The following is a 26,072-nucleotide window of genomic DNA, read 5'->3' on the forward strand; positions in this document are numbered from 1 at the left end:
TCCTTTGAGTGTGTTATAATAAGTTTGTCGCTAAGATGCGACACAAACTGAAGGCTCAACAACTTGCCAGTTTCCAAAACGTCTTGCTGAAGTTTCAGCACATTTTATAATGGGGACGCTACGGATTCGACAGGGGTAGTTCGAGCTTAGGTTGCGAGTCGAGGGGATCGGCCTCGTTAAAACGTCAAAGCCATTAACTGGCAAAACTAACAACAACTTAGCTTTCGCAGCTTAATACTGCATAGCTGTTCGCCCCTCCATCGCCTATGTGGTAGGGTAGCGGACTCACTCTTAGTAGGCTACGCCGGATTCCACCGCCTGAGGATGAAGGAAGAGAACAACCAGGCTAGCTGACCGGACGCCGGTCGATAGGCAAATGGCTCAGCGAAACCCTAATATATCGACTACACTCGTAGAAGCTTAAGTGCCGATATCTTTGGACGTGGGTTCGACTCCCACCGTCTCCACCAAATACATACTTTGGTGGATTTTTTATTTTTGTGACGTAAAGCATAAAATTTCCGTTTGGAAACTTTATGCTTTATTTTTTTTCAGAAAACGCTAAAAGAACAAGAAAGTCCTTCAACTCTTGAAAGAAAAAACTATACAAAGACATATGAATATCCCTCATCCATCCATACAAGCCTTGAATCAGAAACTAGCCGATTTAATGATCATCTCTGAATCGGATTCAATTACCGAATTCGAATCACTTATTTTAGACCGCAGTGCAACAGCGCTGGCACAAAACATTTTACGTGCATTATATGTTGAGGAGCGAAGAAAAACTGAAGAAGAACAAATATACAGACACCTCCCGGATTTGGAATCAGCTCTTAAATCAAATGGATGTGTCGTTTTACTCTCTAAAACCGATCAATTAGATGAGAAGGATTCAGATATTACCCATTTGAAAATCTTTTTTTGTTCTATTTTCCAATCCCAGGGCTTCTTTCTTTTATCGACTATCAGGAAAAACCAACTCATTTCTATCTTATTGAATAAACGAAAAAGCGAGGATTGGAAATCCAGAATCGAAGCAGGAATCCATCAAGCAATAGAATTTGCTGTTACTGCTTATGATTATTTTAATTACTTCTAAAACATGATAGAGTATGCTGAAACCCTCCATCATGTTATTTTTATATTACAATAGGTCAATATTTATAATGGAAATTGTTAAAATGTTGTGAAATTTGTGTAAATAAGTTTACATACTGTCTATCGGATACGCATTCTTTTCCGGATATAATTAACTCATAGGACAGCTACCTCAAAATAGGAGGTTTCACTAGGGTAGTAACCAAAAATGTACTAACGTTGAAAAACTATATTGGTGGACAATAGATAGAATCCATATATAAATACTTAGACATGGACAAAGACTTCGTGTCTAAGTATTATCCAGCTAAGGAGGGGTAAAAATGCCAGACATCGTGTTTCTTCATGGGGAAGTGATTACGGTTGATGAACAGGATCAAATATTGGAAGCGGTCGCAATAAAGGGAAACCGGATTATCGCTACTGGTACATCTGCGGAGATTGAGCGTCTTATCAGTTCGAAAACGACGGTGATTGACTTGAAAGGAAAAAGCTTGCTGCCGGGATTCATTGATTCTCATTTGCATCTTTCCGCATACGGTATTGACAAGTTGGGAGTAAGTTGTAAAGCTCCCCACATTCATTCGCTACAGGATATTTTTCAAGATTTACGAAAAAAAGTATCTAGGCTTCCAGCTGGAAAATGGGTGCGGGCTTGGGGTTTCAATGAAACTAAGATCGCGGAACAGCGGTATCCGACTCGAGAAGAATTAGATCAGATTTCAACAGAGCACCCGATTATCATTATACGCGCGTGTAATCACATCTCGATGGTAAATTCAAAGGCCTTAGAGATGTTTGGGATTCACAAGGATACACCCGATCCTAAAGGAGGGATGATTGGCCATAGTGCTGAGGGTGAGCTTACAGGGCGTTTAATTGAAACGGCCCATTTCCAAATTGCCAAGAAAGTAACCTATTCCCAAGAAGAAATAGCCCAAGCCTTGGCACTTGCGTCTGCCGATTTTGTTTCGGCTGGAATTACTAGTATCCATGATGCTGGTTGCAATGACTCCGATGGTTTTCGAGCGATGTATCATGCAGTTCAGCACAACTTGGTCAAAGTGCGCATTTATGCGATGGTTTGCGCAATGGACAATCCCGAATTATTTTTGGAAAGCATGATTAACTCTGGAATGGTGACAGGCATGGGGAATGACCGGTTTAAAATCGGACCGGCAAAGTTGTTTACGGATGGCAGTAGCAGCGGTCCGACCATTGCTACCCGTAAGCCGTATACAAGTAACCCAGAAGATTACGGTATTTTGTACTATACACAGGAAGAACTAAACCGAAGATTGATAGAGGCGCATAAGAAAGGATTTCAGATTACAGCCCATGCACAGGGAGATCGAGCAATTGAAATGGTATTGAATTGTATAGAGGCCGCCCTGAAGGAATATCCTCGTCCGGATGCCCGACCGCGCATTGAACATGCAGGGATTTCAGAACCGGATCTGATTGAGCGAATGAAGCAACTTGGTGTCATCCCGATCCCCAATCCTGCTTTTTTCTACGAGTATGGCGAAGGCTACCGTCATAACTACGGAGTGAGGGTAAATCATATGTATCCACTACGAGACTTCTTTGACAACCACATCGTTGCAGCAGCCGGATCCGATAGTCCGGTGACCGATTATCGTCCACTGTTCGGTATTCAGGCAGCACTGAACCGACAGAGCAAACAGGGACAAACAATTGGAAGCAACCAAACTATTTCTTTACTGGAGGCGATCCGAACCTATACGTGGAACGGGGCCTATGCGAGCTTTGATGAACAACATAAAGGGAGCATTGAAGTTGGAAAATTAGCCGATCTGGTGATTCTAGAAGGAAGCATTTTACATACGGATCTTGCCGATATCGCCGACATTCCTATCCACATGACGATCATTGATGGGGAGATCGTCTATCAAGATGAATAATGTCAAGGAAATTAAGCATTAGAATAAAAATAAATGGTTATCTTGTTCGATCCATAAGTGGTCGGACAAGGTAACCATTTTTTTCTGTCTCTGGTGAACCAAGTACTCTTATACTGTGCCCATCGAAAGCCTTTTCGGACAGTGAGTTATGTTGTATGATGGAAGATATATACCTTTCTGTTTGTAGTTGGGAGTTAGATTGAGTTCACTCTGCCAACAAGGGAATGGTCCATAAGGTAATGATCAATGATCCTTAAAGAGAATGTGTTGTAAATAAGGGGATAAAAATTATTTGTCAGAGTGCTTAAGGTAAGTAACTTCGTTGAGATAATATTTTTCATAAATTTCTAATTTTAAGGAGTACTGGGCATGAGAGAACGTATTATAAAAGCCTTTATTGAAGAGATTCATGATAAAGGCATGAAGTTCACAATGGATGATTTAGCAATACGCATTGGTGTAAACAAACGATACATTTATCAACATTTTTCTTCGAAAGTTGAAATTCTAGAGTTAATCATTGACCAAACATTACATGAATCAAATGCAAAAACAGAGCAAATTATGGCAGATACATCTTTAAGCCTTATTGAGAAAATCAGAGGGGTTTGTACTGTAATGCCAACCTATTTTGAATTTTACGACTTCAAAATATTAGAACAAATGAAACGATATTATCCTGAACAATGGGCAAAAGTGAATGCTGCTTTGAGTGAGTGGGAAGCTCTGCGCTTATTAATCGAAGAAGGTATTCAACAAGGAGAGCTTATTGAAATTAATACATCTCTCGCAATAAAACTGATCATAGATGCGACAAACTCAATTTTTGATCAACGTTTTTATATGGAAAATAATATTACTTTACCAGAAGCTCTATCTTCCATTGTAGACGTAATATTGTTTGGTCTAGTCAAAAAGTAAATTAAATAATAATCGAACAAAAAAGGGAGGGAACATTTATTCTACTTGTTTTTTGTCTTTCAGCTATCCCATATGATGCAAGGTCGGAAAATGGTGTTGTGTCCCATAAACCACAAATATTTAGGTGAAGTATAGGAATGTGATGATTGGATTCCACTTCTCATTTAACATTATTTTAAATGGATCTTATGATTCATTTTATAATTCTTTTTCAAAAATGCTGGGCAATCCCATTCACAGACAAGGTCTTTAGCCAAGGTAACGACCCAGCCCTTTGTAATATGATATTTTTCCCCATCAACAGTAATAAACACTTCACCATCTGTCACATAGAAAACTTCCTGTTCTTCTACATGCCAAGTTCCTTTATTGGCTTCCCCTACCCATGATTCCCAAGTGTCAACACCTAATTGTTTCCCTTCTACAGTTGTCAGTTTTTTCGCAAAAAACATGATCATCATCTCTCTTTCTGTCAGTAAATCGTGCGCTTACGCTAGTTTGGTTGAGTTCAAATTCTTAAATTCTTTCCTCATAAAATATATGGCGATGAGAATGCCTGGAATTTCTGAAGCAGGAAGTGAGTACCATACCCCTTCTACACCCCAGTATTTCGGGAAAATAAACATGAACGGGAATAGAAAAAACAACATTTTGCTAATATTAATAAACGTTGCGATCCAGTTTCTCTCTTGAGATTCAAAATAGCCGGAGATAAGCAACCCAACTGCATTAAGCATAAACAAAGAATTAAATACCATTGTCGTCCAAACGCCCAATCGATGCAATTCTGGGTTACCGCCAGCGAAAAATGTCATTATTGGATCTGCAAAAATAAACAAGATGGCTGTCATAATCAAAAAGAAGGAAACCGTAAAAATGAGTCCTATCTTGATAGACTGTTTTACACGATCAAAATTTCCTGCACCGTAGTTGTAACTAATGAGTGGCTGAAGCCCTGTCATTCCCCCAAGTGCTGCTAAAGCGAGTAGATTGGTAATGTAGCCATTTTGAATGGTGAAAGCAGCGACATGTAATCCTCCACCGTAGCTTTGCAGTAAGTTGTTGGTGAAAATAATGGCCAAAAACATCATGAACTGGCTCGAGAAAGAAGCAAATCCTGTCCAGGCCACTTCCCCCATCTTCTTTAGACTAATCATCATATCTTTCATTTTTGGCTTAAGCTTTGTTTTGCCGAACCAAAAATAAAAAATCAATAAAACAGGAATCGACTGTGCAATCGTATTGGCCCATGAGGATCCCATCATTCCCATGTTATACTTTGTGATCATAATCCATTCTGTAATCCCCGCAACACCTGCAGCTACTAGCCAACTGCTCATGGATAATATAGGTTTTTCATCAATGTTCGTTAAAATACTTAGTACAACAGCCAATATGGTTAAGGGCAAGGAAATCCACAATAAACGGCTGTATTGTACCGCGTACGGAAGCGATTCATTACTTGCTCCGAAAAAGATCATAATTTTATTCTCGAAAATTAATCCAAATACGGCGATCAAACTAGAGATGAATAGAGTAAACCACAAAGTTTGCCCCATAATGCTTCTAGCTTCTACAATCATTCCTTTTCCGAGCCGAAGGGAAATAACCGCGCCTGCTCCAATTCCAAAAAGAACCCCCAGCATTCGAGTAATAACCATGACCGTAAATCCAATTCCGATCCCTTCCAATTCCAATGCCTGAAATCCACTGACGAAATAGCCATCGACAACCGCTACAATTCCTAAAATCGCATTGGCCATAATGCCTGCTAAAGCAAACCTTAAATATAATAGAGGAATGCTTTTAGTTCCTAGCATTGAATCAGATGCTGGTATATTCACCAATCCTTCTTGTTCTATATTCAGTGATTGACGGTTTCCTTCTATTCCCATGAGCCCATCCCCCTGTACATAATTTATCTAGCAAGTTAAGCCAAATTAATTCGCATACCAACCCACAGGCTTGGCGTGCTGGTGGACATTGATTTGCTTCGTTTCCATGAAATGCTCCAGCCCAGTAGTACCTAATGCTCTTCCAATCCCGCTTTGCTTATACCCTCCCCAAGGGGCTTCCACATAAGCAAGATGATAACTATTAATCCAAGTAATACCTGCCCGCAATTTACGAATGACACGTTTTGCGCGGCCCATATCCTCAGTAAATACAGCGCCAGCTAATCCATAAATAGAATCATTCGCTTTTTGGATGGCATCTTCTTCATCTTTAAATTTCTGTACAACAAGGACTGGACCAAATATCTCTTCCTTCACAATACGCATATCCTTGTTTACATCTGCAAAAATTGTTGGTGCAATAAAATAACCTCGATCCAGTCCATGATCTGTTAAACGCTTACCACCGCACACTAATCTGGCACCCTCTTCGATTCCGCTCTTGATGTAAAGTAAAACTTCATTCATATGAGACTCGTTTGTAAGGGGCCCCATTTCAATGCTCTCACTTTCACCGTTTCCAACTGCAATCTTGCTTGCACGCTCAGCAAGTCTTTCAACAAACCTATCATAAATGTTCTCTTGTACCAACAAACGGGATGCAGCTGAACAAACTTGCCCGGCATTGTGGAAGATACCGAACATCGCATTGTCGACTGCTGTTTCAAAATCCACATCGTCAAAGACAATTAGTGGAGATTTGCCGCCCAGTTCAAGTGTAATCTTTTTCATAGTATTCGCAGCTACACGCATAATGTTTTGACCTGTTGTTGTTCCGCCGGTAAAGGCAATCTTGTCAACATCATGGCTCTCGACTAATTCATTTCCAACTTTTGATCCAGGCCCCAATACTAAATTAGCAACCCCGGCTGGCAGCCCGACTTCCTCCATAATTTCAAATAGTTTGAATACGCTTAAAGGAGTAAACTCAGCAGGCTTAATGACAATGGTATTCCCTGCAGCAAGGGCAGGAGCAATTTGCCAAACAGCTAACATTAGCGGGAAATTCCAAGGGACAATCAATCCGCAAACACCAATTGGTTCACGAATAATAATGGTTTCCGAAGAATCAGCGCGGGTATAAGACTCCTTTTTCATGCCTTTGATCAAATCAGCGTAATAGCGGAAACATTGAATCGACACAGGAATATCCACATAGGTGGTTGCACGAATAACCTTACCGTTATTGGCCGTTTCCAAGCGGGCAATTTCAGTGGCTTTCTCTTCAAGACGGTCTGCAATCTTATAGAGATAGTCAGCCCTTTCATCAGCCGATAAATCCGACCAAATCCCGCTGTCAAACGTCCTGCGAGCCGCCTCAATTGCCATCTTTGCATCATTTGTCGATCCAACCGGAGACGTTGCAATCACCTCTCCGGTTGCAGGATTGATAATGTATCTTCTGTCACCGGATAACGCTTCTACCCATTTCCCATCAATGAACATGTTAATTTTCAAAATCAACTCTCCTTTATGCAATAATATCAAGTAATTTGAAACTAATATGTGCAAGATTTACCAGCATGGTTTTCTGATTATAGAACGGAAATGATTTGAGTTGTTCCTTTTCAAATCGATATCCACCTGCACTTCCCGTAACGATCCATTGTGCCAATAAATTACCTAACAATGTCGAGAGAGAAGCACCGTGGCCCGTATAACCCGTTGCGAAATATGCGCCTTCTTTTGATCTGCCGATAACCGGGAACGTATCAATTGTAACCCCAATAAATCCACCCCAACGGTATTCAATCTTGCTTCCTGCTAGTTTTGGCATTATTTTAATCATGGCATCGTAAACACTTTGATAAACGGCATCACTTAAATTTGGACGAATATCGCCACCGCCAAATACAATGCGATGATCTGGGGTACGTCTGAAATAGTAGAGGAAATTGCTTGTATCAAAAACCATGCGATCTCTAGGGATGACAGCATTCAACAGTGATTCTGGAAGCTGTTCAGTCGCAATTATACGTGCAGAAATTGGCAGTACGCCTTTGTTCAGTTCATCCATGATTTTTCCTGAGTAACCATCTGTCGCCACAATTATGTCTTTTGCCGTAACAACCCCTTTTTCTGTTACAACCTTCACACTGTTTCGACCGTACTCAATAGATAATGCTTTGGAATGCTCAAAGATTTTTGCCCCGATCGATCTAGCTGCTTCTCCCAAACCAATCGCATAGTTAAGAGGATGGAACGAGTAACTAGAGTTGTCGACTAAGCAGCCATAATAAAGTGGAGAATCAATCTCTTGATGCAATTGGCTTCGATCAAGGACACTTGATTCATATCCGAAATTTTTGTTTAAGTAATCGCTTTCACGTTTCAGACCTTCAAAATGTTTGGCTTTGTAAGCCGCGACAATGTGACCTGTGTTTCTAAAGGCACACTTGATTTGATGCTCCTCAATAATGTTTTTAACCAGTTCAACACTAAGCAGGGAGAGGTTATTAAGCTGTCTCGCCTCGTCGACACCATATTTTTTAGCAAGTTCTTGCATCGTTGGCTTATAGCCCGGCAATACCATTCCGCCGTTACGACCACTGGCGCCATATCCAATTGTTTCTTGCTCAAGTACAATGACGCTCCTTCCTAATTTTTGTAAATGATAAGCAGAAGAAAGCCCTGTGAAACCTGCACCAATAATGACAACATCCGCCTCTTCATTACCTTCAAGAGGCTTTCGTTTTTCATAGCTGTTTGCAGTCGCTGTCCATAGAGAGAGAGTATCCATTCGATCCATCTTATCCATTCCTTCTTTCTGTTTATTTAAAAAACGTTTTAGGGATACCGAATACACGGGTGTACAAAAAATTGCTACTACTTGATTTTCAGAAAATCTTCTGTCTGAAATAAAGCGGTAAAACTGAAGTAACTAAATGTGTTATTATAGTTACATCCTAATTATACTTAATATTTCGAATTATTCAATATTTTTTACGCAAGATATTTTTCAACTGCATGTAAATGTAAATCAAAGTTCGCACACTTTAATTGAAAAGGACTATAGAGATGATCAACTTGTTTATAAAAGATTGATCTGATTGAATAAAGAAAGAGCGTGTTTTAATCAAAGATTCTTTTGAAAACACGCTCTTTCTTTATTAGGTTATTAGGATCAATTTGATTAAACATTATTCTGAAGCAATATCAGTGATGGATTGGTTGATGAGGTTTGTTAAGGTTTCAACCCCTTTTGGCAACAAATGGACACCGTCTGCTGTAAAATATTCAGGATGGTCAATAGCTTTGGAATGCCAATCAACCAATTTAACATTCTCATACTCTTGAGATTTTTTATATAATGCTTGATTTACTTTTCCTTCCCATGAGCGCGGTACACGTGTATTGACTAAATAAATATGAGCCCGTGAGAAAGCGCTGAGTAATGAGTCTATTTGATCATTAGTAAAATAACCATTTGTTCCCAGTTGAATAATGACTGATTTACTCGGTTGATTAAAATCTGCATAACCAGGCGCTAATTTGATAGCTTGTGAAACTTGCCTTCCAATTTTTGCATCAATCGTTATATCAGGAAATATATTTTGCAAGCTTGGAGCGATATCTATCATAACCGAATCTCCAATGGCTAGTATTCCCGTATAAGGTTGAGTGTGAGCCGCATCTTTTTTTCCGTTTTGGGTTGTTTCTTTGTTCTGTTCGTTTCCTAGTGTAAAATCTTCTCTATGATCTGGATCGGAAGGATTTTTCTCGGATGCAGTGCTTTCCTGATTCGTATCAGTATCTTTACTGCCGGAAAATACTTCACCATTTATTTTTACATTAGCTGGATACGACTCCATTGCATCCTTATGTTCTTCACCTTTTACCACACCCGTGATTCCGGTAATAAACACCAGAAGGACTATAGGGATGAGCGTCGTTAATATTTTTCTGCCAAACGAAAAGTCTTTCCACTTTATCCTATTAATGGTAAAGTACCTCAGAAAAAATGAACGGAATCCATGTCTTCGAATCGGCATTTCAACAAATCGATAAGACAGTTCCGCAATGATGAATATAAAGGCTAGTTGCAAACAGACACGCCAGTATGTATGATTTCCTATTTCATAAACGGGAGTGCTTATCATAATCACTGGGTAATGCCATAGGTAGATTCCGTAAGATCTTGTACCTATCCAGCGTAGAGGTTTCCAGGAGAGTAATTTCCCTAAAAAGCTTGCGGGATGACAAACACATGCAATCAAGACCGCAGCATTTGTACAAATCAGTAGCATGCCTCCTCTGTACAAAAAAGTCTGATATTCATCTACAAACAATACGAAAAAAATGAAGATGGCCAATGAAATGATACTTGTTATATTCAGTGTTTTGTGCAGCTTGACAGAAAGCTTTTTGGATGAGAGTCTCTTCATTGGCCAAACAAGAGCCAACCAACTGCCAATCAACAGTTCAAATGAACGGGTATCGGTCCCATAGTAAACACGACTGGGATCTGCCCCAGGTTCATAGAGCAGACCCATTAATAGGGCAGAACAGATTGCTCCGCTAAAGACATAAATCGCAAACTTGCTTTGCTTATTAAATATGTTTAGACCAATTGCCAACACAATCGGCCAAATGATATAAAATTGCTCTTCTATTGCTAATGACCATAAATTCTTCAATGGTGAAGGGGAGCCAAAACTATCAAAATATGAAACTTTATGAAAGATAAACCACCAATTGCTTAAATAAAAAATAGAAGATATTGCATCTCCTCTTACTGTATGAAGAAGTTCTCTGTTAAATAACGTCACCCAAACGATAGTTGCCAAAATCATGACATAGGCTGCCGGAAGTAGACGCTGTATCCGACCAATCCAAAAATCACGCAAATTAATTGTAAATCGCTGTCCTTGCGCCGGCAACATGATCGAGGTGATTAAGTATCCTGATAAAACAAAAAAGATATTTACTCCGAGGAACCCTCCTCTAGCCCAACTGAAATTTAAATGGTAAGCAATGACAAATAGTACTGCTAAAGCTCTAAGTCCATCCAATCCATGGATATAACGGTGATTTTGTGTTTTGCTTAACATAAACTATTCCTCCAAATCTGTTTCTGCTCCTCATATGTCTCAGGTCATTCTTATTTAAGGGAGAGAAGCAGAAATCATTCCCTAAAAAGACGTGATTACCCCCTCATTTAGTTTCATAAAAAAGATAAAAAAATAATAACTTAGATTATTTTTTTGGAGGGAAATTTTATTGCAAAATAGTTTGATAAAAAGAAAGAATAGGGCAACTAATGGTTAAACCCATAATTTAATGGTTTAAGGTGGACCGAATTTTGGGATATGCGAATGAAACTTTTTAATAATGTTTCTTCGTCTAGACTTCGAACAACTTTTAAAAATAAAATGTATTTTTGCAAAAAGGGGCTCTTTCAACTTATGGAGAAAAAAGATGTGAATGAATTATTCATCACTTGTATGAATGATCATAAAGAAGATTTTTATCGTTTAGCGTTCAGTTATGTAAAAAATCAAGAGGATGCTTTGGATATTATCCAGGAATCAATAAAAAAAGCACTTATCTCAATCAAAGCGATTCAAAAATCTGAATCGATCAAAAGTTGGTTTTATAAAATTGTCGTTCGTACATCAATCGATTTTTTAAGAAAGCAAAAGAAAATCACTCTTGTGGATGAACAAACGATTGACTTTTTAAGTCATGGAAAAGAAGATGCATACAATGACATTGATCTTAACAATGCTTTAGAAGAATTGCCCATTCATTACAAAACCGTTATTATTCTGCGCTTTTTTGAAGATTTAAAATTGGAGGAAATCGCAGAAATTATAGATGAAAATATTAATACAGTGAAAACACGGCTTTACAGAGGATTAAAATTATTACGCATTATCATTGCTGAGGAGGAGTTATAAAATGGATAAGAAATTGGAAGCTTTAAGAATAGAATATAAAAATACACCTATCCCTGATAATTTGGATTTTATCGTGAAAAAAGCTCTCCAGCAAAAAAAGAAAAGAAATGTGAACTACATGAAGCGGTTTATTGGAATCGGAGCAGCAGCGCTGATATTCATAACTGGGATCAATGCGAGTCCAAGCCTTGCAAATGCCTTATCAGAAGTGCCATTTGTTGGCCCGCTTATCAAGGTGTTGACTTTTACAGAATTTAAAGTAGATAAGGGAACGACTAAAATGGAAATAAAAGTACCTGCCATTACAAACATGAAAAATAAAACATTAGAATCCACCTTGAACGAAAAGTACCTGGCAGAAAGTAAAGAACTGTACAATGATTTCATGGCAGAAATAGAGGAAGTTAAGAAAATGGGCGGAGGTCATTTGGGTGTAGAAAGCGGTTATGATGTCAAAACCGACAATGATCAAATTCTTGCTGTGGGCAGGTATGTTGTTAGCACGACGAATTCTTACTCAGAATATAAGTTTGATACGATCGACAAGAAAAATGAACTTTTGATAACCTTACCTAGTCTATTTAAAGATGATAGCTATATGGATCTGATAAACGAAAATATTAAGGAACAGATGAAGCATCAAATGGAAAGTGACCCTGACAAGTTTTATTGGTTGGATAATGAAATGGGCTTTAAAACTATTGCCAAAGACCAAAGTTTTTATATTAACGATAAAGGAAAACTAGTTATCGTGTTTAATAAATACGAAGTCGCGCCTGGGTATATGGGTGTTTGTGAATTTATCATTCCGACCGATGTAATTGCGAATGCATTAGCCAGTAAAGAATATATTAAATAGCAAAACCGACAGATGCCTTTCTGCGTCAGATTAATGGTGCTGTTAAAAAAATGGCTGAATCCACAATAGAACTTAACGAAACGGTGTGGTGACGATTCCAAAGTCTACAAAAGAACATCGAATCATTGAAAATGCAAATGTATTTGCTTTTGAGTTAACCAAAGAAGATATGAAACATATTGATGATTTAAATCAAAATCACCGAGTGGGTCCAGATCCTGATAATTTTGATTTCTAATCAACCTATGTTAACCTTTAAACAATAAACGAGCAAGTGATAGTATTTTAATAGAGAAAGTCACCTTTTAAAGGTGACTTTCTCTATAGGTGGGGAGAATCGTAATATGATTTCTCCCAAAAGCATTTATTCTTACATCTTAAATTTGAAGGATTATAGTATGACGGTAATAAAATAATTTTTACAAGGAATGTTCCTGAAAGGTCTATTTTTTTTAGTTAAGTTTTTTGATGATTTACAAGATTTTATTAATCAGCTACAAGAATATTTATTAATAAGTAAGTCATCCAGTGATTTTTCAAAACCCTTTAGTTATAAAGAAGTTTTGGATTTGATAAGCGTTTTAACGATTTTTTTGCAGAAAACAAAAGAACAGTCGTATTTCTGAATAGGGCCTTCTTATTTAGCAAACGGGTACGTTGATCCAGCAGGATTAACCCTCTTTTTATTGAAGCTATTGATTTAATGGTCAGGTTTATTAAACAAAGAAAGTGACATAATTGTGAGTTTTTGTTATACGAGATCTAAGTCCCCAAGAGCAGTTACGTTCTACCCTGGCTACTGATATAATAAGACCATATAAAAAATGGTCAACCAGAAATAATTAGCATTCCGGCTAACCTTATAATACGAACGGAGTAGGTAAGAAAAGAAGGAAAAGTGCTGGAGGGATTAAATTGAATAGCAATATTTTAAATCGTATTACCAATATACAAGAAAAGGTTAAATTTTCTGGAAGTATTCTCGTTAAGGAAAATAACAAAATATTAACAGAGTTAAGCTACGGTTTTGCTAACCGTTCTGAGCAAATAAAAAATAGTCCCTATACAAGATATGGCATTGCTTCTGGCTGCAAACTTTTTACTTCAATTGCAATCTGTCAACTTGTAGAAGGTGGGAAACTTTCTTTTGAAACGAAATTAGAAGATTGCCTAAATGTTCGTTTCCCTAATTTTGATAAAGATATAACCATTCATCATCTTTTAACACATACAGCTGGAATACCTGATTACTTTGATGAAGAAGTTATGGATAATTTTGAGGAATTGTGGGTTAAGAACCCGATGTATTTGATGAGAAACTTAGAAGACTTTTTACCCTTATTTCAGAACCAACCAATGAAATTAAAAGTAGGAGAAAGATTTCATTACAACAATGCTGGATATATTTTACTTGGTCTGATTGTAGAGCAAGCAAGTCAACACAAATTCACCGAATATATAGAAGAAAACATCTTTAAAAAAGCGGATATGTCCAGCTCAGGTTATTTCGAATTTGATTCTCTCCCCAAACATACAGCATGTGGTTACATTGATTTACCAAATGGTAAGTGGAAAACCAATATTTTTTCATTACCAGTAAAAGGTGGTTCAGATGGAGGAGCATTTATAACTGTCAACGATATGGTAAATTTATGGGATTCACTTCAAAATAACCAACTTCTAACTGAAGAATTTACAAATAAGTTACTTACCCCATATGTTAGAACAAATGACAAAAATAGTTTCTACGGTTATGGAGTATGGATTGAGAAAAATGATGATGAGGTTTTCAAATATCATGTGATGGGTTATGACCCTGGTGTAAGTTTCCATTCAGCATATTATCCCAAAACTTCAATTAAATCTGTAATTTGTTCTAACAAATCTGAGGGAGCATACGATGTTATGAAAGAAATTGAGGATGAAATAGTAAAACAGTCCTTTTGAGTTTGTGAACTATTACACTTAAACTAAAGGGGCAGCATTCCTGTAAAGAAGAAAAATGAGGTTTGAACATAATAAAGCCCCTTTTTCGGTATCCTTTTATTTTCAAAATACATATTCTAGCTTTAATTATTTCATAGGTTGGCTTAAAAAATTATGGATTAAAACAAAATGGAAAAAGTTATCGCAAGGATGGAGCCTACAGGTCATTATTGGCCAAACTTAGTCCATATCTGAAGGGAAATGAGATTAAGTTTATGAGTATTCAGACCTAAGCTTAACATTAAAGAATGATAAAAAAAGAAGTTTTCTGTAAAAACGCCAAAGAATAAAAGGTAAATTGGAAATGCTCTTAAATCTACTTAATAGATATATATGAATGGATTCGATTGATAAGATGAATTTATATTAATATTTCACTTCTTTATAATCAAATTGAACCTATTAACAATTTGATAATATAAGGTATTTGAAAAAATGGGAGTAGTTGTATGAAAGCAAAGAAAGATTTCTTCAAAGTCCTTATTTCTTTTTTTGCTTTAATCTTTGTATTTTTCTTATTAAGGCACGAAGGATTAGAAGATTCCATTTATGAATCAATAAAATACTTAAAGGATGGCGATGTAGAAGAGTTCAGGGATTATTTACTAACCTTTGGACCTTTTGCGGCGGTTGTCTCTGGATTACTAATGGTTTTTCAATCGATCATCGCACCCCTTCCTGCATTTGTCATCACGTTTGCAAATGGTCTACTGTTCGGTTGGGGGCTGGGGGCCATTCTTTCATGGAGCAGTGCCATGCTTGGCGCCATTCTTTGTTTTTACTTGGCAAAATGGATGGGAAGACCCGTTGTTGAGAAAATAGTGACGAAAAAGGCTTTGCAATGGTGGGATGTCTTCTTTGCTAAATATGGGAAACAAGCTGTTTTTATAGCAAGGATTGTCCCCATTGTTTCATTTGATTTAGTAAGCTACGCTGCAGGCTTAACCTCTATCTCATTTTGGCCATTTTTCTGGGCCACCGGATTAGGGCAATTGCCTGCGACAATCCTTTATTCTTATCTTGGTCAAAGTGCTACCAGTACTGTGAAAATTATATTCTTCCTGTTTACCATTGCCATCGCACTGGCGGTAATTGGGATAATTCTCCGTCCGAAGTGGAAGGAATGGGGAAATAGAAAGCAAGGCGTTAAAGGTTGATGAAAGCTAATAAAGAGAAAAAAAGAAGTTCGTTTATTTCGATGTCCATACGGATCATTGGAAGTACAAGTTTACTATTCTGGCTTATTCATATGATTGAATGGAACCGCATTTTGGAAGTGGGTAAAAATGCTTCTCTAATCTATTTAATTAGTGCTTTCATAGCAATCCAATTAACGGTATTTTCAAGCGTCTGGAAATGGAAAATGATTGTTAAATCTTCATTAAATGAAACAGAGAGAGGAAATGCCTCAGTTATGAAATTGGGGCGTTTCTATTATATTGGATTATTTTTTAATAATTTTTTACCTGGCAGTGTTGGTGGAGATGTTATTCGAGTTTTCTATTTAGGGAGAATAACAGGAATTCCAATTGCCACTGCCTCGGTTGCATTTGAGCGTTTGACAAGTGGTTTCGCTCTCATAGTCATTTCAATCATTTCAGTGTTATCCATTAGAATCGCTAGACCATTCCTATATTCCATTCTGCTTGTAATAGGAATAATAATGTTTCTGCTTCTTATCGTTGGTTTGTTCATGAAAAAAGGAAATTTTAGAATAGCTGATACGAACACCAAGATTGGTGGATTGTTAGAAAAAGTCTGGAATGGTCTTTCGAAAATAATCTCCGTTGCCAAGGATTACCGGAAACAAAATTTTAAATGGTGGATTTTGATTATCATGCTTTCCTTAGCTTTTCAGGCGGGGCTTGCATGGATTAATCAATTATTATTCTTATCATTAAACATACATTTACCTTGGATGCATCTCCTTATGGCCATAACGTTAATTTCTGTTATTACCATGCTGCCTGTTAGTGTGAATGGGATCGGTGTTCGTGAGGGCTGCTATGTTTTTTTCTTTAAAGGGCTAGGGGTCCCAGATGAAATAGCGGTATCTGTATCATTCCTATTTTTATTCCTTGTAACATTAACAAGTGTAATCGGTGGAGTATTTTGGATTTTGGGGAGGGGGAAACAAAATGAAGCTGTCCGGGAATCGATTCATTGAATCCCTTGTTAGCCAAAAGGCAAAATATATGGTCCAACCCATCAATGGGGAAATCCCATTCACTCCTTTTTTAAAGCCGGCAAACGAGGCTGTTTTTGCCATCATTTCTACTGCGGGAGTGCATTTAAAGGCAGATCCTGAATTTGATGTAGAAGCTGGTGATTCAACTGTTCGATTTATTCCTTCAAATTGTGAAGAGAACGAATTAATGATCAGCCATACTCATTTTGATCGAAGTGATGCCGATCTGGATATAAATTGTGTTTTTCCGCTTTTTCGTCTAAAGGAATTGGCAGATGAAGGTGTAATCGGCGGAGTCGCTAATACACATTATGGCTTAATGGGTTATATTCCTAACACAACCCCTCTAATGGAAGAAACTGTCCCATTCATTCTTAAACGATTAAGAGAAGAACAGGTTGATGCGGTTATTTTAAATCCCGGCTGATATATATGCCATCAATCCGTGGGATTGATTCAATATGCAATCGAACAATCAGGGATCCCTACGATTTCCATCTCTCATTTGGCAGAATTAACGCGAAAAGTACGGGTATCAAGGTCTCTGCATTTACGTTTTCCTATGGGGCGAAGCTTTGGAAAAGCAAATAACACGGATATGCAAAAACAAATACTAAAAGATGCTATCCATTATTTAGCTGAAATAGATAAGCCGGAAACGATGGTTAAACTTCCTTATAAATGGAAACGGAGAATGGAGTCATGAAGGTCGAACACTTTATAAAAATGCAGAAAATCCTTTGGCATTCCCGATGGATTTTACTGCTGATCACAATGTTCTATAATATTTATTGTTTTAGCGTTTCATTTCACATGTCTTCTTTTCTCATTTTTCATGGATTTGTTTTTTCAATGTATTGTTTCCTTGGAATGTGGGAGGGATATTTTAGATGCAAATCAACTTGCGAGTGTGGCAACAGAAAGGGTCAATTATGAATAGAAAAAAGTTAGTGATTACGATTTTATCAATCTTCCTTTTGATTTTGTCTGGATGTACAGAAAAAAACAATTCGGAGGCAAATAAGGAATCTACCCAAACTTTAGGGAGCAATTGGGGAGATATCGTTGCAAAGGCAAAAGGTACTAAGGTTAATTTCTTTATGTGGGGCGGCGACGAGGGAATCAATCGGTACATCGATGAATGGGTTACTCCTAAATTGAAGAAACAATATGATATTGAACTTAAGCGCTACCCCATGGATGCAAGGGAATTTATTAATAAATTGATGGCCGAAAAAAAAGCAGGGAAAAAATCAGGACAAATGGACGTATTGTGGGTCAATGGTGAAAATTTTAAAACCGCCAAAGAGAATGAGTTGTTATTAGGACCATTTACGAGTAAACTGCCAAACTTTAATCAATATGTCGATGTGAAAAGCAGCGATATCGCTAATGATTTTGGTTATCCGACCGAGGGCTACGAAGCACCTTGGGGCAAGGTCCAATTTGTCTTTGCTTATGACTCAAGTAAAATGGCGAATCCTCCCAAATCGATTGAAGAATTAAAAGAATGGGTGAAACAACATCCGGGTAAATTTACTTATCCGGCTCCACCTGATTTTACAGGAAGCGCTTTTGTCCGACAGGTTTTACATGAAACGAGCAAAAACTATGACGCCTATTTGAATCCATATAATGAATCCCTCATAAAAGGGGAAGCCAATCAAGTTTGGAATGTATTAAATGATATGGAGCCTTATTTGTGGAATAAGGGAAAGTCATACCCACAATCCCTTGCACAATTAGAACAATTATATAAGAATGGTGAAGTGTGGATGACTATGGGGTATGATGAAGCAAATGCCTCCAATTTAATCAAGAGCGGGGAGTTTCCTGATACGACTAAAACCTTTGTCCTTGACAAGGGAACCCTGTCTAACACTCATTTTCTTGCTGTTCCTTATAATGCCCCAAATTCAAATGGAGCTATGGTATTAATTAATTTCCTTCTTTCTCCCTCTGCTCAATTAAAGAAAATGGATTTGGAGTATTGGGGAGAAAATATGTCACTGGATGTTGAACGGTTATCAGTGAAGGATCAAGCCAAGATGAATGCGATTGATCGTGGACCAGCGACCTTATCACAGGATACATTATCGAAACATCGTGTACCGGAAATAGGGGCAGAATATGTTCAATGGCTGGAACGAGGATGGATTGACAATGTGGCAAATCACTAAAATGATAAAAAAGGTGAATAAATCTAAAAGGCTGTTGGGAGTAATCCCGGCCTTTTTGTTTATTTTATTCTTTTTTATCGGAGGAACGGTGCAGGCTATCCTTATGAGCATTGGAATGCTGCGAGGAGCGTTAATTCTCCCTAAAGGGGAACGTTTTGCCGTATATAAGGAGTTAATAAATGAAAGATTTTTTCATTCAGTCGGAGTTACGGTTGGAATGGCTGCTGTCGTTGCCATATTATCTGGTGTTTTGGGTTTGCTTGCTGCCATATATCTGGCGGAAAAATCCTACAAGTGGAAATGGACACAACTTATTTTTCATCTTCCAATCGGAATCCCACACTTATTAGCTGCTTATATGTTTATGCAGGTTTTTATGCAAAGTGGTTGGATTTCAAGACTATTATTCCATTTAGGCTTGATTGATTCAATGGAGAGATTCCCTATGCTTATACACGATGAATGGGGAGTTGGAGTGATTCTAGCCTATTTGTGGAAAGAAATTCCCTTTATGATTCTGCTCATCTATCCTTTTATTGTAAAGCTTATTTCAGAATGGAGGGATCAAGCAGGTTTATTGGGTGCTACATTTCCACAGCAGGTCCGATGGATCTTCATCCCACTTTTGGTCCCTCTTTGGGTAGGGGGAATGTGGGTGGTTTTTGCTTTTGTCTTAGCTGGCTATGAAATACCGGCTCTACTGGCACGCACCGCTTTTGGTTCAATCCCTGTCATAGCATGGCAGGAATATACAGAATTTGGCTTGGACCGCCAGCCGATTGCCATTGCCATGAATGTGATTCTGGCGGTTATTTCACTCATAGTTGGCTTCCTGTTAATTTATTTTCAAATGAAATGGTATAAACAAGGGAGAAGATTATGGTAAAAAGAAAAACTCAACAAAGCATGCTGATGATTCTGCTTGCATTATTTTTCTTAATTCCGTTTATTCCATTATTGATTTGGAGTTTCACGAAACAATGGCCTTGGCCACACGTTTTTCCAGAAAAATGGAGTCTGGGGACTTGGAAGTATGTACTTTCCGCTTCCGGGAGTGCAAAAGAGGGGGGAATCAATAGTTTGATTGTTGCTTTTCTTACCCTTTTCGGAAATCTAGTGTTGGGGATTCCTGCTGCAAGGGTACTTGCACAGAATGAATTTATTGGAAAAAAGCTAGTGTTTATTTTCATTCTCACACCACTTTTCATCCCCTTTACTGTTTCTATTTTTGGTTTGCATCAAATGGCATTACAGGCTGATTTTTTAAATGAGTATATAAAGGTTTCAATCGCTCATATTTTAGTAACCATGCCGTATTTCATTGCTGCGGTATGGTATCAATTTCGCTTAATGGGAACGAAACTTCAAGAGGCTGCCAAAAGTCTTGGTGCGAGTGAATGGCTTATTATTCGAAGGATCGAAATGCCATTACTTTTACCTTCTATCTATATGGGCAGTTTAATGGTAATCATTATTTCCTTTAGTCAATACTTGCCTACATGGATTATGAGTGGTGGGACATTACTGACGTTGCCCTTGGTTATTTTTCCTTATGCCGACAGCGGGAATTCATCTATTGTTTCTGCCTATAGTATCGTTTTCTTTATCCCTATTTTCATCCTATTGATTGTTTATTCGATTCTTATTTATTTAAATAAAAGAAGATTCGTAAAAGGAAAGGAGGGAGAACATGCTTCTGAAGGATATCAGTATTAAACACCAAAAAACGGATGTCATTCAGTCTATTGATCTATCCATTGATTCCGGTGAGGTTTTTGTATTGATGGGACCTTCTGGAAGTGGAAAATCAACGCTGTTAAAAGGCATAGCGGGGTTATTGCCATTATCCTCCGGACTCATCACTTGGGAAAAAGACAAAGGAACAGTGGGTCTGGTATTCCAAGAACCAAGACTGTTTCCTCACCTGACCGTTTTAGAGAATATCACATTTGGATTGCGTACGAAAAGGATTCCAGTTAAGGAGAGAAGGGCAAAAGGAAAACAATTTTTAAAAATTTTACGATTGGAAAATTTAGAGAATCATTACCCCCATCAGTTGTCAGGGGGGCAACAGCAGCGAGTTTCTTTGGGGCGCTCCCTTATGTTAAAACCTAATCTGCTTTTGTTGGATGAACCGTTTTCCTCATTGGATACCACTCTTCGATTAGAGTTAATAGATTGGTTATTGCAACTTCAAAAGGAACTTGGTTTCTCCGTGATCTGGGTAACGCATTATTTGGATGAAGCTTTCTCTGTTGCAGATCGAATTGGAATTCTTATGGGTGGAAAGCTTCTGCAGGTTGCAGTGCCAGAAGTACTTTTTCAAAGCCCTGCTTCTGAAAGGGTAGCTTCCTTCCTATCATTGCCAAACCGTTTTCCAAGGGAACAATGGCAAAAATGGTTTCAAATAGATGGAATGACCTCTGAAATAAACGATATGGGATGGATTCCCGCTACTAAATTGCAGATTGTGGATGAAGCTGCAACTAATTTGGAAAAAGACAAAGTTGCTTATATTTCCGGAGAAGTGGTAAGAAAGGTACCCGGAAAAGATGGTTATTCTCTATTCCTTCAATCAGGAGAGGTTATTTTAGAGGTAATCATTGCGGGATGGGAAAATGTCCCGAACCTGCACTCAAAAGTCAAAGTCAGGGTTTCTTTTGATCAAATTCATTGGTATTCAAAATAAAGAAAAGGAGTGGGGGAATTGCTTGATACCCATGGGCGTGCAGCAGTACAGCCATTTATTTCAAAAACTTCACATTACCTGTTAAGAATAGGATTAAAAGCTACACACATTACCATCATTGCATTCTTAATTGGGATAATGGCAAGTGTTTTTATTTATCTTGAACATCCCATCATTGGTGTTGTTGTTCTTTGGATTTCAGGGTTTTTAGATGCGGTTGATGGCAGTATGGCAAGAATCAGTAAAACTTCCTCATCATGGGGAACAGTGTTGGATGTATCATTTGACCGGGTAGTAGAAGGTGGAATATTAATCGCGCTAGCCCTCCATCATCAAGACCCAAAAATACTATTCTTATTTTTACTATTGGCTCTTTCAATCGTATTTACAATGACTGTCTTTTTGACGGTGGGGGCTGTTTCACAAAAGGAAAGCTATAAATCTTTTTATTATCAGCCTGGATTGGCTGAAAGAACAGAAGGGTTTATCTTATTTTCTTTAATGGTGCTGTTTCAATCAAATTTAACATTTTGGACAATTATTTTCTTAATTGTAGAATTAGTAACAGGTCTCCAAAGATTGCTGGAAGCACGCAGAATTTTGAAATAAACGAATGATGTATTGTAAAAATCTATACATATTAAGCGATTCTATCGATACATTGAATTTATTTAGAGGAATCAGTTACCTATAATGGTAATGTGTTTAAATATCTATAGGGGGCTACACAGAATGAGTTTTAAAAAAGTTTGGCCATTTGTCATTCTTTTGATAAGCAGCTTTTTAGTATTAGGTGCATGTTCGAATTCAAAAGAAACAAATAAAACAGCCAAGGCAACAAAAAAAGGAACAACAGTTGAAGTTCAAGACATGAGTACAAAAGAAGTAAAAGAGAAAATGGGTAATGAGGATTGGGTAATCGTTGATACTCGTTCAAATGATGCCTTTAATGGTTGGGCATTAGATGGAGTTAAAAGAGGCGGCCATGTTAAAGGGGCTGTCGATTTTTCGGCAAACTGGTTAAAAGTTGAAAAGAAAAATAAAGAAAAACTACTAAAAGAACTTTTAAAAAATAAAGGAATCACATCCAGCAAAAACGTGATTCTTTATGATGCCAACGGGAAGGATGCAAGTGAAGTTGCGGAATATCTAAATAAGGAAGGATTCCAAAACCTTTTTACTTTTAATGTAAAAGAATGGGCTGCAGATGAAAGCCTTCCAATGGAAAAGTTTGCGAATTATCAAATGGTCGTACCGGCTAGTTGGATTAAGGATTTAAATAGTAATAAAAATGAGGGTAAACCTTATAAAATTTTTGAAGTAAGCTGGGGAGATGAGGCCAAGGATTATAAAGCTGGTCATATTCCCGGTGCAGTTCATATAAATACCGATGAAGTGGAAGAAGGACCGGTTTGGAATCGTTTGAAAGATAAAGAACTTGAAAAATTCTCCTTAAAAAATGGAATTACTACAGACACAACAGTTGTCCTATATGGATCCGATCCAATGCCTGCTTATCGCGTTGCGGTCATTCTTAAATATATGGGTGTTAAGGATGTTCGTGTGTTAAATGGAGGATATGCAGCATGGACTGCTGCAGGCTACGAATCAGAAACAAAGGTAAATGCAAAAAAATCTGTTGCTTCTTTTGGTACGACTGTGCCGGCGAATCCGAATTACATTATTGACTTACCAGAAGCAAAACAAATTCTTGCTGATAAAAATAAGGGTACACTTGTTGATATTAGAAGCTGGGATGAATTTATTGGAAAAACATCAGGTTATGATTATATTAAGCCAAAAGGACGTCCAGCAGGGTCCGTTTGGGGACATGCTGGTTCAGATTCTAGTAATCTAGAGGATTTCCGAAGCTTTGATAATACCATGCGTAATGGCAATGAAATAGTAGCAATGTGGAAAAAGGATGGAATTAATCTCGATAATAAGCTTGCCTTTTATTGCGGAACAGGTTGGAGAGCTGCAGAAGTCCTATTCTATGCTGATGTAATAGGATTGAAAGATATTACGTTATATGATGGTGGTTGGAATGAATGGAGCATGGATCCTTCCAATCCGATTGAAACTGGAGAACCGAAATAAATCATTACCTGCAAGGAGGGAAATCAATGAGGAATAACAAATGGGCATTTTTATTTACCTGTATTTTTTCTATCATTCAATATTCAGGTATCCTCCTTGCTGTCATTCTTGAATATCTTTCAACGAGAAAAATGGGCGTTGCCCGATATTTGCTATATAAAAAACAAGAATTTGCTACCACCTACTTCACCGATACATCTATACATGTTTTATATATTTTATTTTTTGTCGGTGCAATTGGCTGCATGCTCTTTCTAATAAGAGGAAAAAGGAAGATCCCTTTCATTATTGCTGTGCTAGCCAATTTGTTAGGTGTTGTTTTCCTTCAGTTAAAATCACAGCTGTATGCCTATCATTTTTTTCTGATTGGTATGATCGTTGTTGTAGTACTTCAATATTTTTTTATTCTTTTAAAGAAAATAAAGAAGCAGAGATAGCCTGTTTCTTTAAAAATCCCTTCTATGTTTGAGTAAGACATGGAAGGGATTTTTTATGTCAATGATAGTTTGCATGTATTAAGTATTTTTTCGGTCCCTGTTGAAACTTTCTGCGGAAGGTGGGATTCAAAGTAAAAGTAAAATTTATCCATTAAAAAAAGGTTACTCAGCTGGCAACCTTTTTTCATTATACTATTTTTTTATGATCGTCCGTATCTAATTATTCATTAAGATAACTATGTTTCTGTGAATAACTAATATACACAAATGTCCCAATGGTAATCCAAATCAAGAAGCAAATCCACGTGATCGACGGCAAGCTCAAGGATAAATAGATACATAAAAGAGCACTGATGATCGGAAAAACTGGTACAAATGGCACCCGGAACGACGCTTTTAAATCTGGCTGTTTTTTGCGTAAAACGATAACAGCAAGTGAAATTAGGGTGAAAGCTGCCAGTGTTCCCATGTTAACAAGATGTGCAAGCGTCGTTAAGTCTACGAAACCGGCAATTCCAGCCGCAATAAAACCAGTCATCCAAGTGTTTTTAAACGGTGTTTGGAATTTCGGGTGGACCTTGGCAAACACTTTTGGCAATAAACCATCGCGGCTCATGGCATAGGTTAAACGGATTTGCGAATACAATAAAGCCAGCAAAACGGTAGTAATCCCGACAATGGCTCCCACAGAAATGATCCCGGCGATACTATCTTGTCCAACAAATTTAAGCGCAAATGAAACCGGGTCTCCAACATTCAACTTTGTATATGGAACCATTCCTGTCAACACTAATGAAACAACAACATACAAAAGCGTACAAATTGCCAGTGATGCCACAATCCCAATCGGCATATTGCGTTGCGGATTCTTTACTTCTTCCGAGGCATTGGCAATAACATCGAAGCCGATGTAAGCAAAGAAAACTGTAGCGGCACTTGTCACTACTCCACTGAAGCCGTACGGCATAAAAGGAGTCCAGTTGTCAGGCTTCACATATTTAATTCCTGCAAAAACAAACAACAAAACAATCGCAATTTTTATTAGAACAATAATATTGTTAAAACGAGTACTTTCTTTTACACCCTTACTGACAAGGGCAGTAATTAACAAAATAATAATGATAGCGGGCAGGTTCACTACGCCGCCTTGACCGCTGCCCGGGGCTGACGCAAGAATCTTTGGAATATGAAGATCGAATCCGGCAATTAGTGATTGAAAATAAGCGGACCAGCCTGTTGCTACAGCAGCTAAGGCAATGACATACTCCAGCATTAAGTCCCAGCCAATTAAAAAGGCGACTAGTTCTCCCAACGTTGCGTATGAGTAAGTATAAACACTTCCTGATACCGGTATGGAAGAAGAAAATTCAGCATAACAGAAAGCAGCCAATGCACAGGCAACACCTGCAAGTATAAATGATAGAATAATAGCAGGACCTGCACTTTGTGCGGCGATAACTCCTGTTATAACGAAAATTCCGGTTCCTATGATACAGCCTATCCCAAGCAGAATTAAGTCCATTAAGCCAAGCACACGTTTAAGATCTTTATTTTGGCTTTGGGCCATTAAATCGGCAATAGGTTTTTTTCTAAATATCTTGTTCATTTTGTCCTCCAGTTTCTGTGATGAATCTACATTTTGAAATAATAAAGAATGTTACTTTTTTCACATAGTAGCCAGTCTTATTTGGTGAATTTTCCGACTATTTAAATGTTAGTTTTATTCCGAAAGTGATTATAGCATGTTGGAATAAATTAAAAAAGGGGAAAATTCATGTTTTCAGAGTAAAAAAAAAATTTCCAGTCACATTAAGTCAAATATCGATCATTT

General features: G+C 37.7%; 22 protein-coding genes, 1 other RNA gene and 1 pseudogene. 18 read left to right on the top strand and 6 right to left on the bottom strand.

The window, feature by feature from the left end:
- Nucleotides 1-111: 111 nt before the first annotated feature.
- From ssrA to ACI3K6_RS09970, 4 genes are all read left to right on the top strand, one after another.
- Nucleotides 112-470: a transfer-messenger RNA gene (ssrA, locus tag ACI3K6_RS09955) on the top strand.
- A 119-nt stretch (nucleotides 471-589) separates the two neighbouring features.
- Nucleotides 590-1,102 (top strand): hypothetical protein, encoded by a 513-nt coding sequence (locus tag ACI3K6_RS09960; RefSeq protein ID WP_435554694.1) that lies wholly within the window; start codon nucleotides 590-592, stop codon nucleotides 1,100-1,102.
- A 322-nt stretch (nucleotides 1,103-1,424) separates the two neighbouring features.
- Nucleotides 1,425-3,026 carry an amidohydrolase gene (locus tag ACI3K6_RS09965; RefSeq protein ID WP_435554695.1) on the top strand — a complete coding sequence of 534 codons (1,602 nt, stop codon included), beginning with the start codon at nucleotides 1,425-1,427 and terminating at the stop codon, nucleotides 3,024-3,026.
- Nucleotides 3,027-3,395: 369 nt separating this feature from the next.
- The gene (locus ACI3K6_RS09970) at nucleotides 3,396-3,947 is read left to right on the top strand and encodes a TetR/AcrR family transcriptional regulator (protein ID WP_435554696.1); all 552 of its coding nucleotides are present in this window, start codon (nucleotides 3,396-3,398) and stop codon (nucleotides 3,945-3,947) included.
- Between the two features lie 170 nt (nucleotides 3,948-4,117).
- On the opposite strand, the gene ACI3K6_RS09975 is transcribed toward ACI3K6_RS09970, so the two are convergent.
- From ACI3K6_RS09975 to ACI3K6_RS09995, 5 genes are all read right to left on the bottom strand, one after another.
- Nucleotides 4,118-4,399 carry a cupin domain-containing protein gene (locus tag ACI3K6_RS09975; protein ID WP_435554697.1) on the bottom strand — a complete coding sequence of 94 codons (282 nt, stop codon included), beginning with the start codon at nucleotides 4,397-4,399 and terminating at the stop codon, nucleotides 4,118-4,120.
- Nucleotides 4,400-4,435: 36 nt separating this feature from the next.
- Nucleotides 4,436-5,842 carry an MATE family efflux transporter gene (locus ACI3K6_RS09980; protein ID WP_435554698.1) on the bottom strand — a complete coding sequence of 469 codons (1,407 nt, stop codon included), beginning with the start codon at nucleotides 5,840-5,842 and terminating at the stop codon, nucleotides 4,436-4,438.
- Between the two features lie 45 nt (nucleotides 5,843-5,887).
- Nucleotides 5,888-7,360, bottom strand: a complete 1,473-nt coding sequence (locus tag ACI3K6_RS09985; protein ID WP_435554699.1) for an aldehyde dehydrogenase family protein — start codon at nucleotides 7,358-7,360, stop codon at nucleotides 5,888-5,890.
- 13 nt (nucleotides 7,361-7,373) lie between these two features.
- Entirely contained in the window at nucleotides 7,374-8,660 is a 1,287-nt protein-coding gene (locus tag ACI3K6_RS09990) for an NAD(P)/FAD-dependent oxidoreductase (protein WP_435554700.1), read from the bottom strand.
- A gap of 382 nt (nucleotides 8,661-9,042) precedes the next feature.
- Nucleotides 9,043-10,953 (bottom strand): acyltransferase family protein, encoded by a 1,911-nt coding sequence (locus tag ACI3K6_RS09995; protein ID WP_435554701.1) that lies wholly within the window; start codon nucleotides 10,951-10,953, stop codon nucleotides 9,043-9,045.
- Between the two features lie 354 nt (nucleotides 10,954-11,307).
- On the opposite strand from ACI3K6_RS09995, the gene ACI3K6_RS10000 reads away from it, so the two are divergent.
- The 14 genes and pseudogenes from ACI3K6_RS10000 to ACI3K6_RS10065 all read left to right on the top strand — a co-directional run bounded on the left by ACI3K6_RS10000 (nucleotide 11,308) and on the right by ACI3K6_RS10065 (nucleotide 24,241).
- Nucleotides 11,308-11,802 (top strand): RNA polymerase sigma factor, encoded by a 495-nt coding sequence (locus ACI3K6_RS10000; protein WP_335476435.1) that lies wholly within the window; start codon nucleotides 11,308-11,310, stop codon nucleotides 11,800-11,802.
- A 1-nt stretch (nucleotide 11,803) separates the two neighbouring features.
- A complete protein-coding gene (gene rsiV, locus ACI3K6_RS10005) occupies nucleotides 11,804-12,661 on the top strand; it encodes an anti-sigma-V factor RsiV (protein WP_435554702.1) in 858 nt (285 codons plus the stop codon).
- A 76-nt stretch (nucleotides 12,662-12,737) separates the two neighbouring features.
- A pseudogene (locus ACI3K6_RS10010) lies at nucleotides 12,738-12,899 on the top strand (aldo/keto reductase); the annotation flags it as partial.
- Between the two features lie 677 nt (nucleotides 12,900-13,576).
- On the top strand, nucleotides 13,577-14,608 hold the full coding sequence (locus ACI3K6_RS10015) for a serine hydrolase domain-containing protein (protein ID WP_435554703.1): 1,032 nt from the start codon (nucleotides 13,577-13,579) through the stop codon (nucleotides 14,606-14,608).
- Between the two features lie 488 nt (nucleotides 14,609-15,096).
- Nucleotides 15,097-15,804, top strand: coding sequence for a TVP38/TMEM64 family protein (locus ACI3K6_RS10020; RefSeq protein ID WP_335476441.1), 708 nt, complete (start codon nucleotides 15,097-15,099; stop codon nucleotides 15,802-15,804).
- A complete protein-coding gene (locus ACI3K6_RS10025; protein WP_435554704.1) occupies nucleotides 15,804-16,814 on the top strand; it encodes a lysylphosphatidylglycerol synthase transmembrane domain-containing protein in 1,011 nt (336 codons plus the stop codon). The genes ACI3K6_RS10020 and ACI3K6_RS10025 overlap by 1 nt, the downstream gene beginning before the upstream one ends.
- Complete coding sequence (locus ACI3K6_RS10030) at nucleotides 16,786-17,541, top strand: glycine/sarcosine/betaine reductase selenoprotein B family protein (RefSeq protein WP_435554705.1); 756 nt, start codon at nucleotides 16,786-16,788, stop codon at nucleotides 17,539-17,541. Before ACI3K6_RS10025 ends, ACI3K6_RS10030 begins: the two co-directional genes overlap by 29 nt.
- 184 nt (nucleotides 17,542-17,725) lie before the next feature.
- Nucleotides 17,726-19,015 carry an ABC transporter substrate-binding protein gene (locus ACI3K6_RS10035; RefSeq protein WP_435554706.1) on the top strand — a complete coding sequence of 430 codons (1,290 nt, stop codon included), beginning with the start codon at nucleotides 17,726-17,728 and terminating at the stop codon, nucleotides 19,013-19,015.
- The gene (locus ACI3K6_RS10040) at nucleotides 18,999-19,901 is read left to right on the top strand and encodes an ABC transporter permease (protein ID WP_435554707.1); all 903 of its coding nucleotides are present in this window, start codon (nucleotides 18,999-19,001) and stop codon (nucleotides 19,899-19,901) included. The genes ACI3K6_RS10035 and ACI3K6_RS10040 overlap by 17 nt, the downstream gene beginning before the upstream one ends.
- The gene (locus tag ACI3K6_RS10045) at nucleotides 19,895-20,731 is read left to right on the top strand and encodes an ABC transporter permease (RefSeq protein WP_435554708.1); all 837 of its coding nucleotides are present in this window, start codon (nucleotides 19,895-19,897) and stop codon (nucleotides 20,729-20,731) included. Before ACI3K6_RS10040 ends, ACI3K6_RS10045 begins: the two co-directional genes overlap by 7 nt.
- On the top strand, nucleotides 20,706-21,704 hold the full coding sequence (locus tag ACI3K6_RS10050) for an ABC transporter ATP-binding protein (protein WP_435554709.1): 999 nt from the start codon (nucleotides 20,706-20,708) through the stop codon (nucleotides 21,702-21,704). Before ACI3K6_RS10045 ends, ACI3K6_RS10050 begins: the two co-directional genes overlap by 26 nt.
- A gap of 18 nt (nucleotides 21,705-21,722) precedes the next feature.
- Nucleotides 21,723-22,313 (top strand): CDP-alcohol phosphatidyltransferase family protein, encoded by a 591-nt coding sequence (locus ACI3K6_RS10055; RefSeq protein WP_435554710.1) that lies wholly within the window; start codon nucleotides 21,723-21,725, stop codon nucleotides 22,311-22,313.
- Between the two features lie 123 nt (nucleotides 22,314-22,436).
- Nucleotides 22,437-23,804, top strand: coding sequence for a rhodanese-like domain-containing protein (locus ACI3K6_RS10060; protein ID WP_435554711.1), 1,368 nt, complete (start codon nucleotides 22,437-22,439; stop codon nucleotides 23,802-23,804).
- Between the two features lie 26 nt (nucleotides 23,805-23,830).
- Nucleotides 23,831-24,241 (top strand): hypothetical protein, encoded by a 411-nt coding sequence (locus ACI3K6_RS10065; protein WP_435554712.1) that lies wholly within the window; start codon nucleotides 23,831-23,833, stop codon nucleotides 24,239-24,241.
- Between the two features lie 220 nt (nucleotides 24,242-24,461).
- On the opposite strand, the gene ACI3K6_RS10070 is transcribed toward ACI3K6_RS10065, so the two are convergent.
- On the bottom strand, nucleotides 24,462-25,847 hold the full coding sequence (locus ACI3K6_RS10070) for an amino acid permease (protein ID WP_435554713.1): 1,386 nt from the start codon (nucleotides 25,845-25,847) through the stop codon (nucleotides 24,462-24,464).
- Nucleotides 25,848-26,072: the final 225 nt, after the last annotated feature.

It is taken from the genome of Neobacillus solisequens (genome assembly GCF_051233465.1).
Lineage (GTDB): Bacteria > Bacillota > Bacilli > Bacillales > Cytobacillaceae > Neobacillus.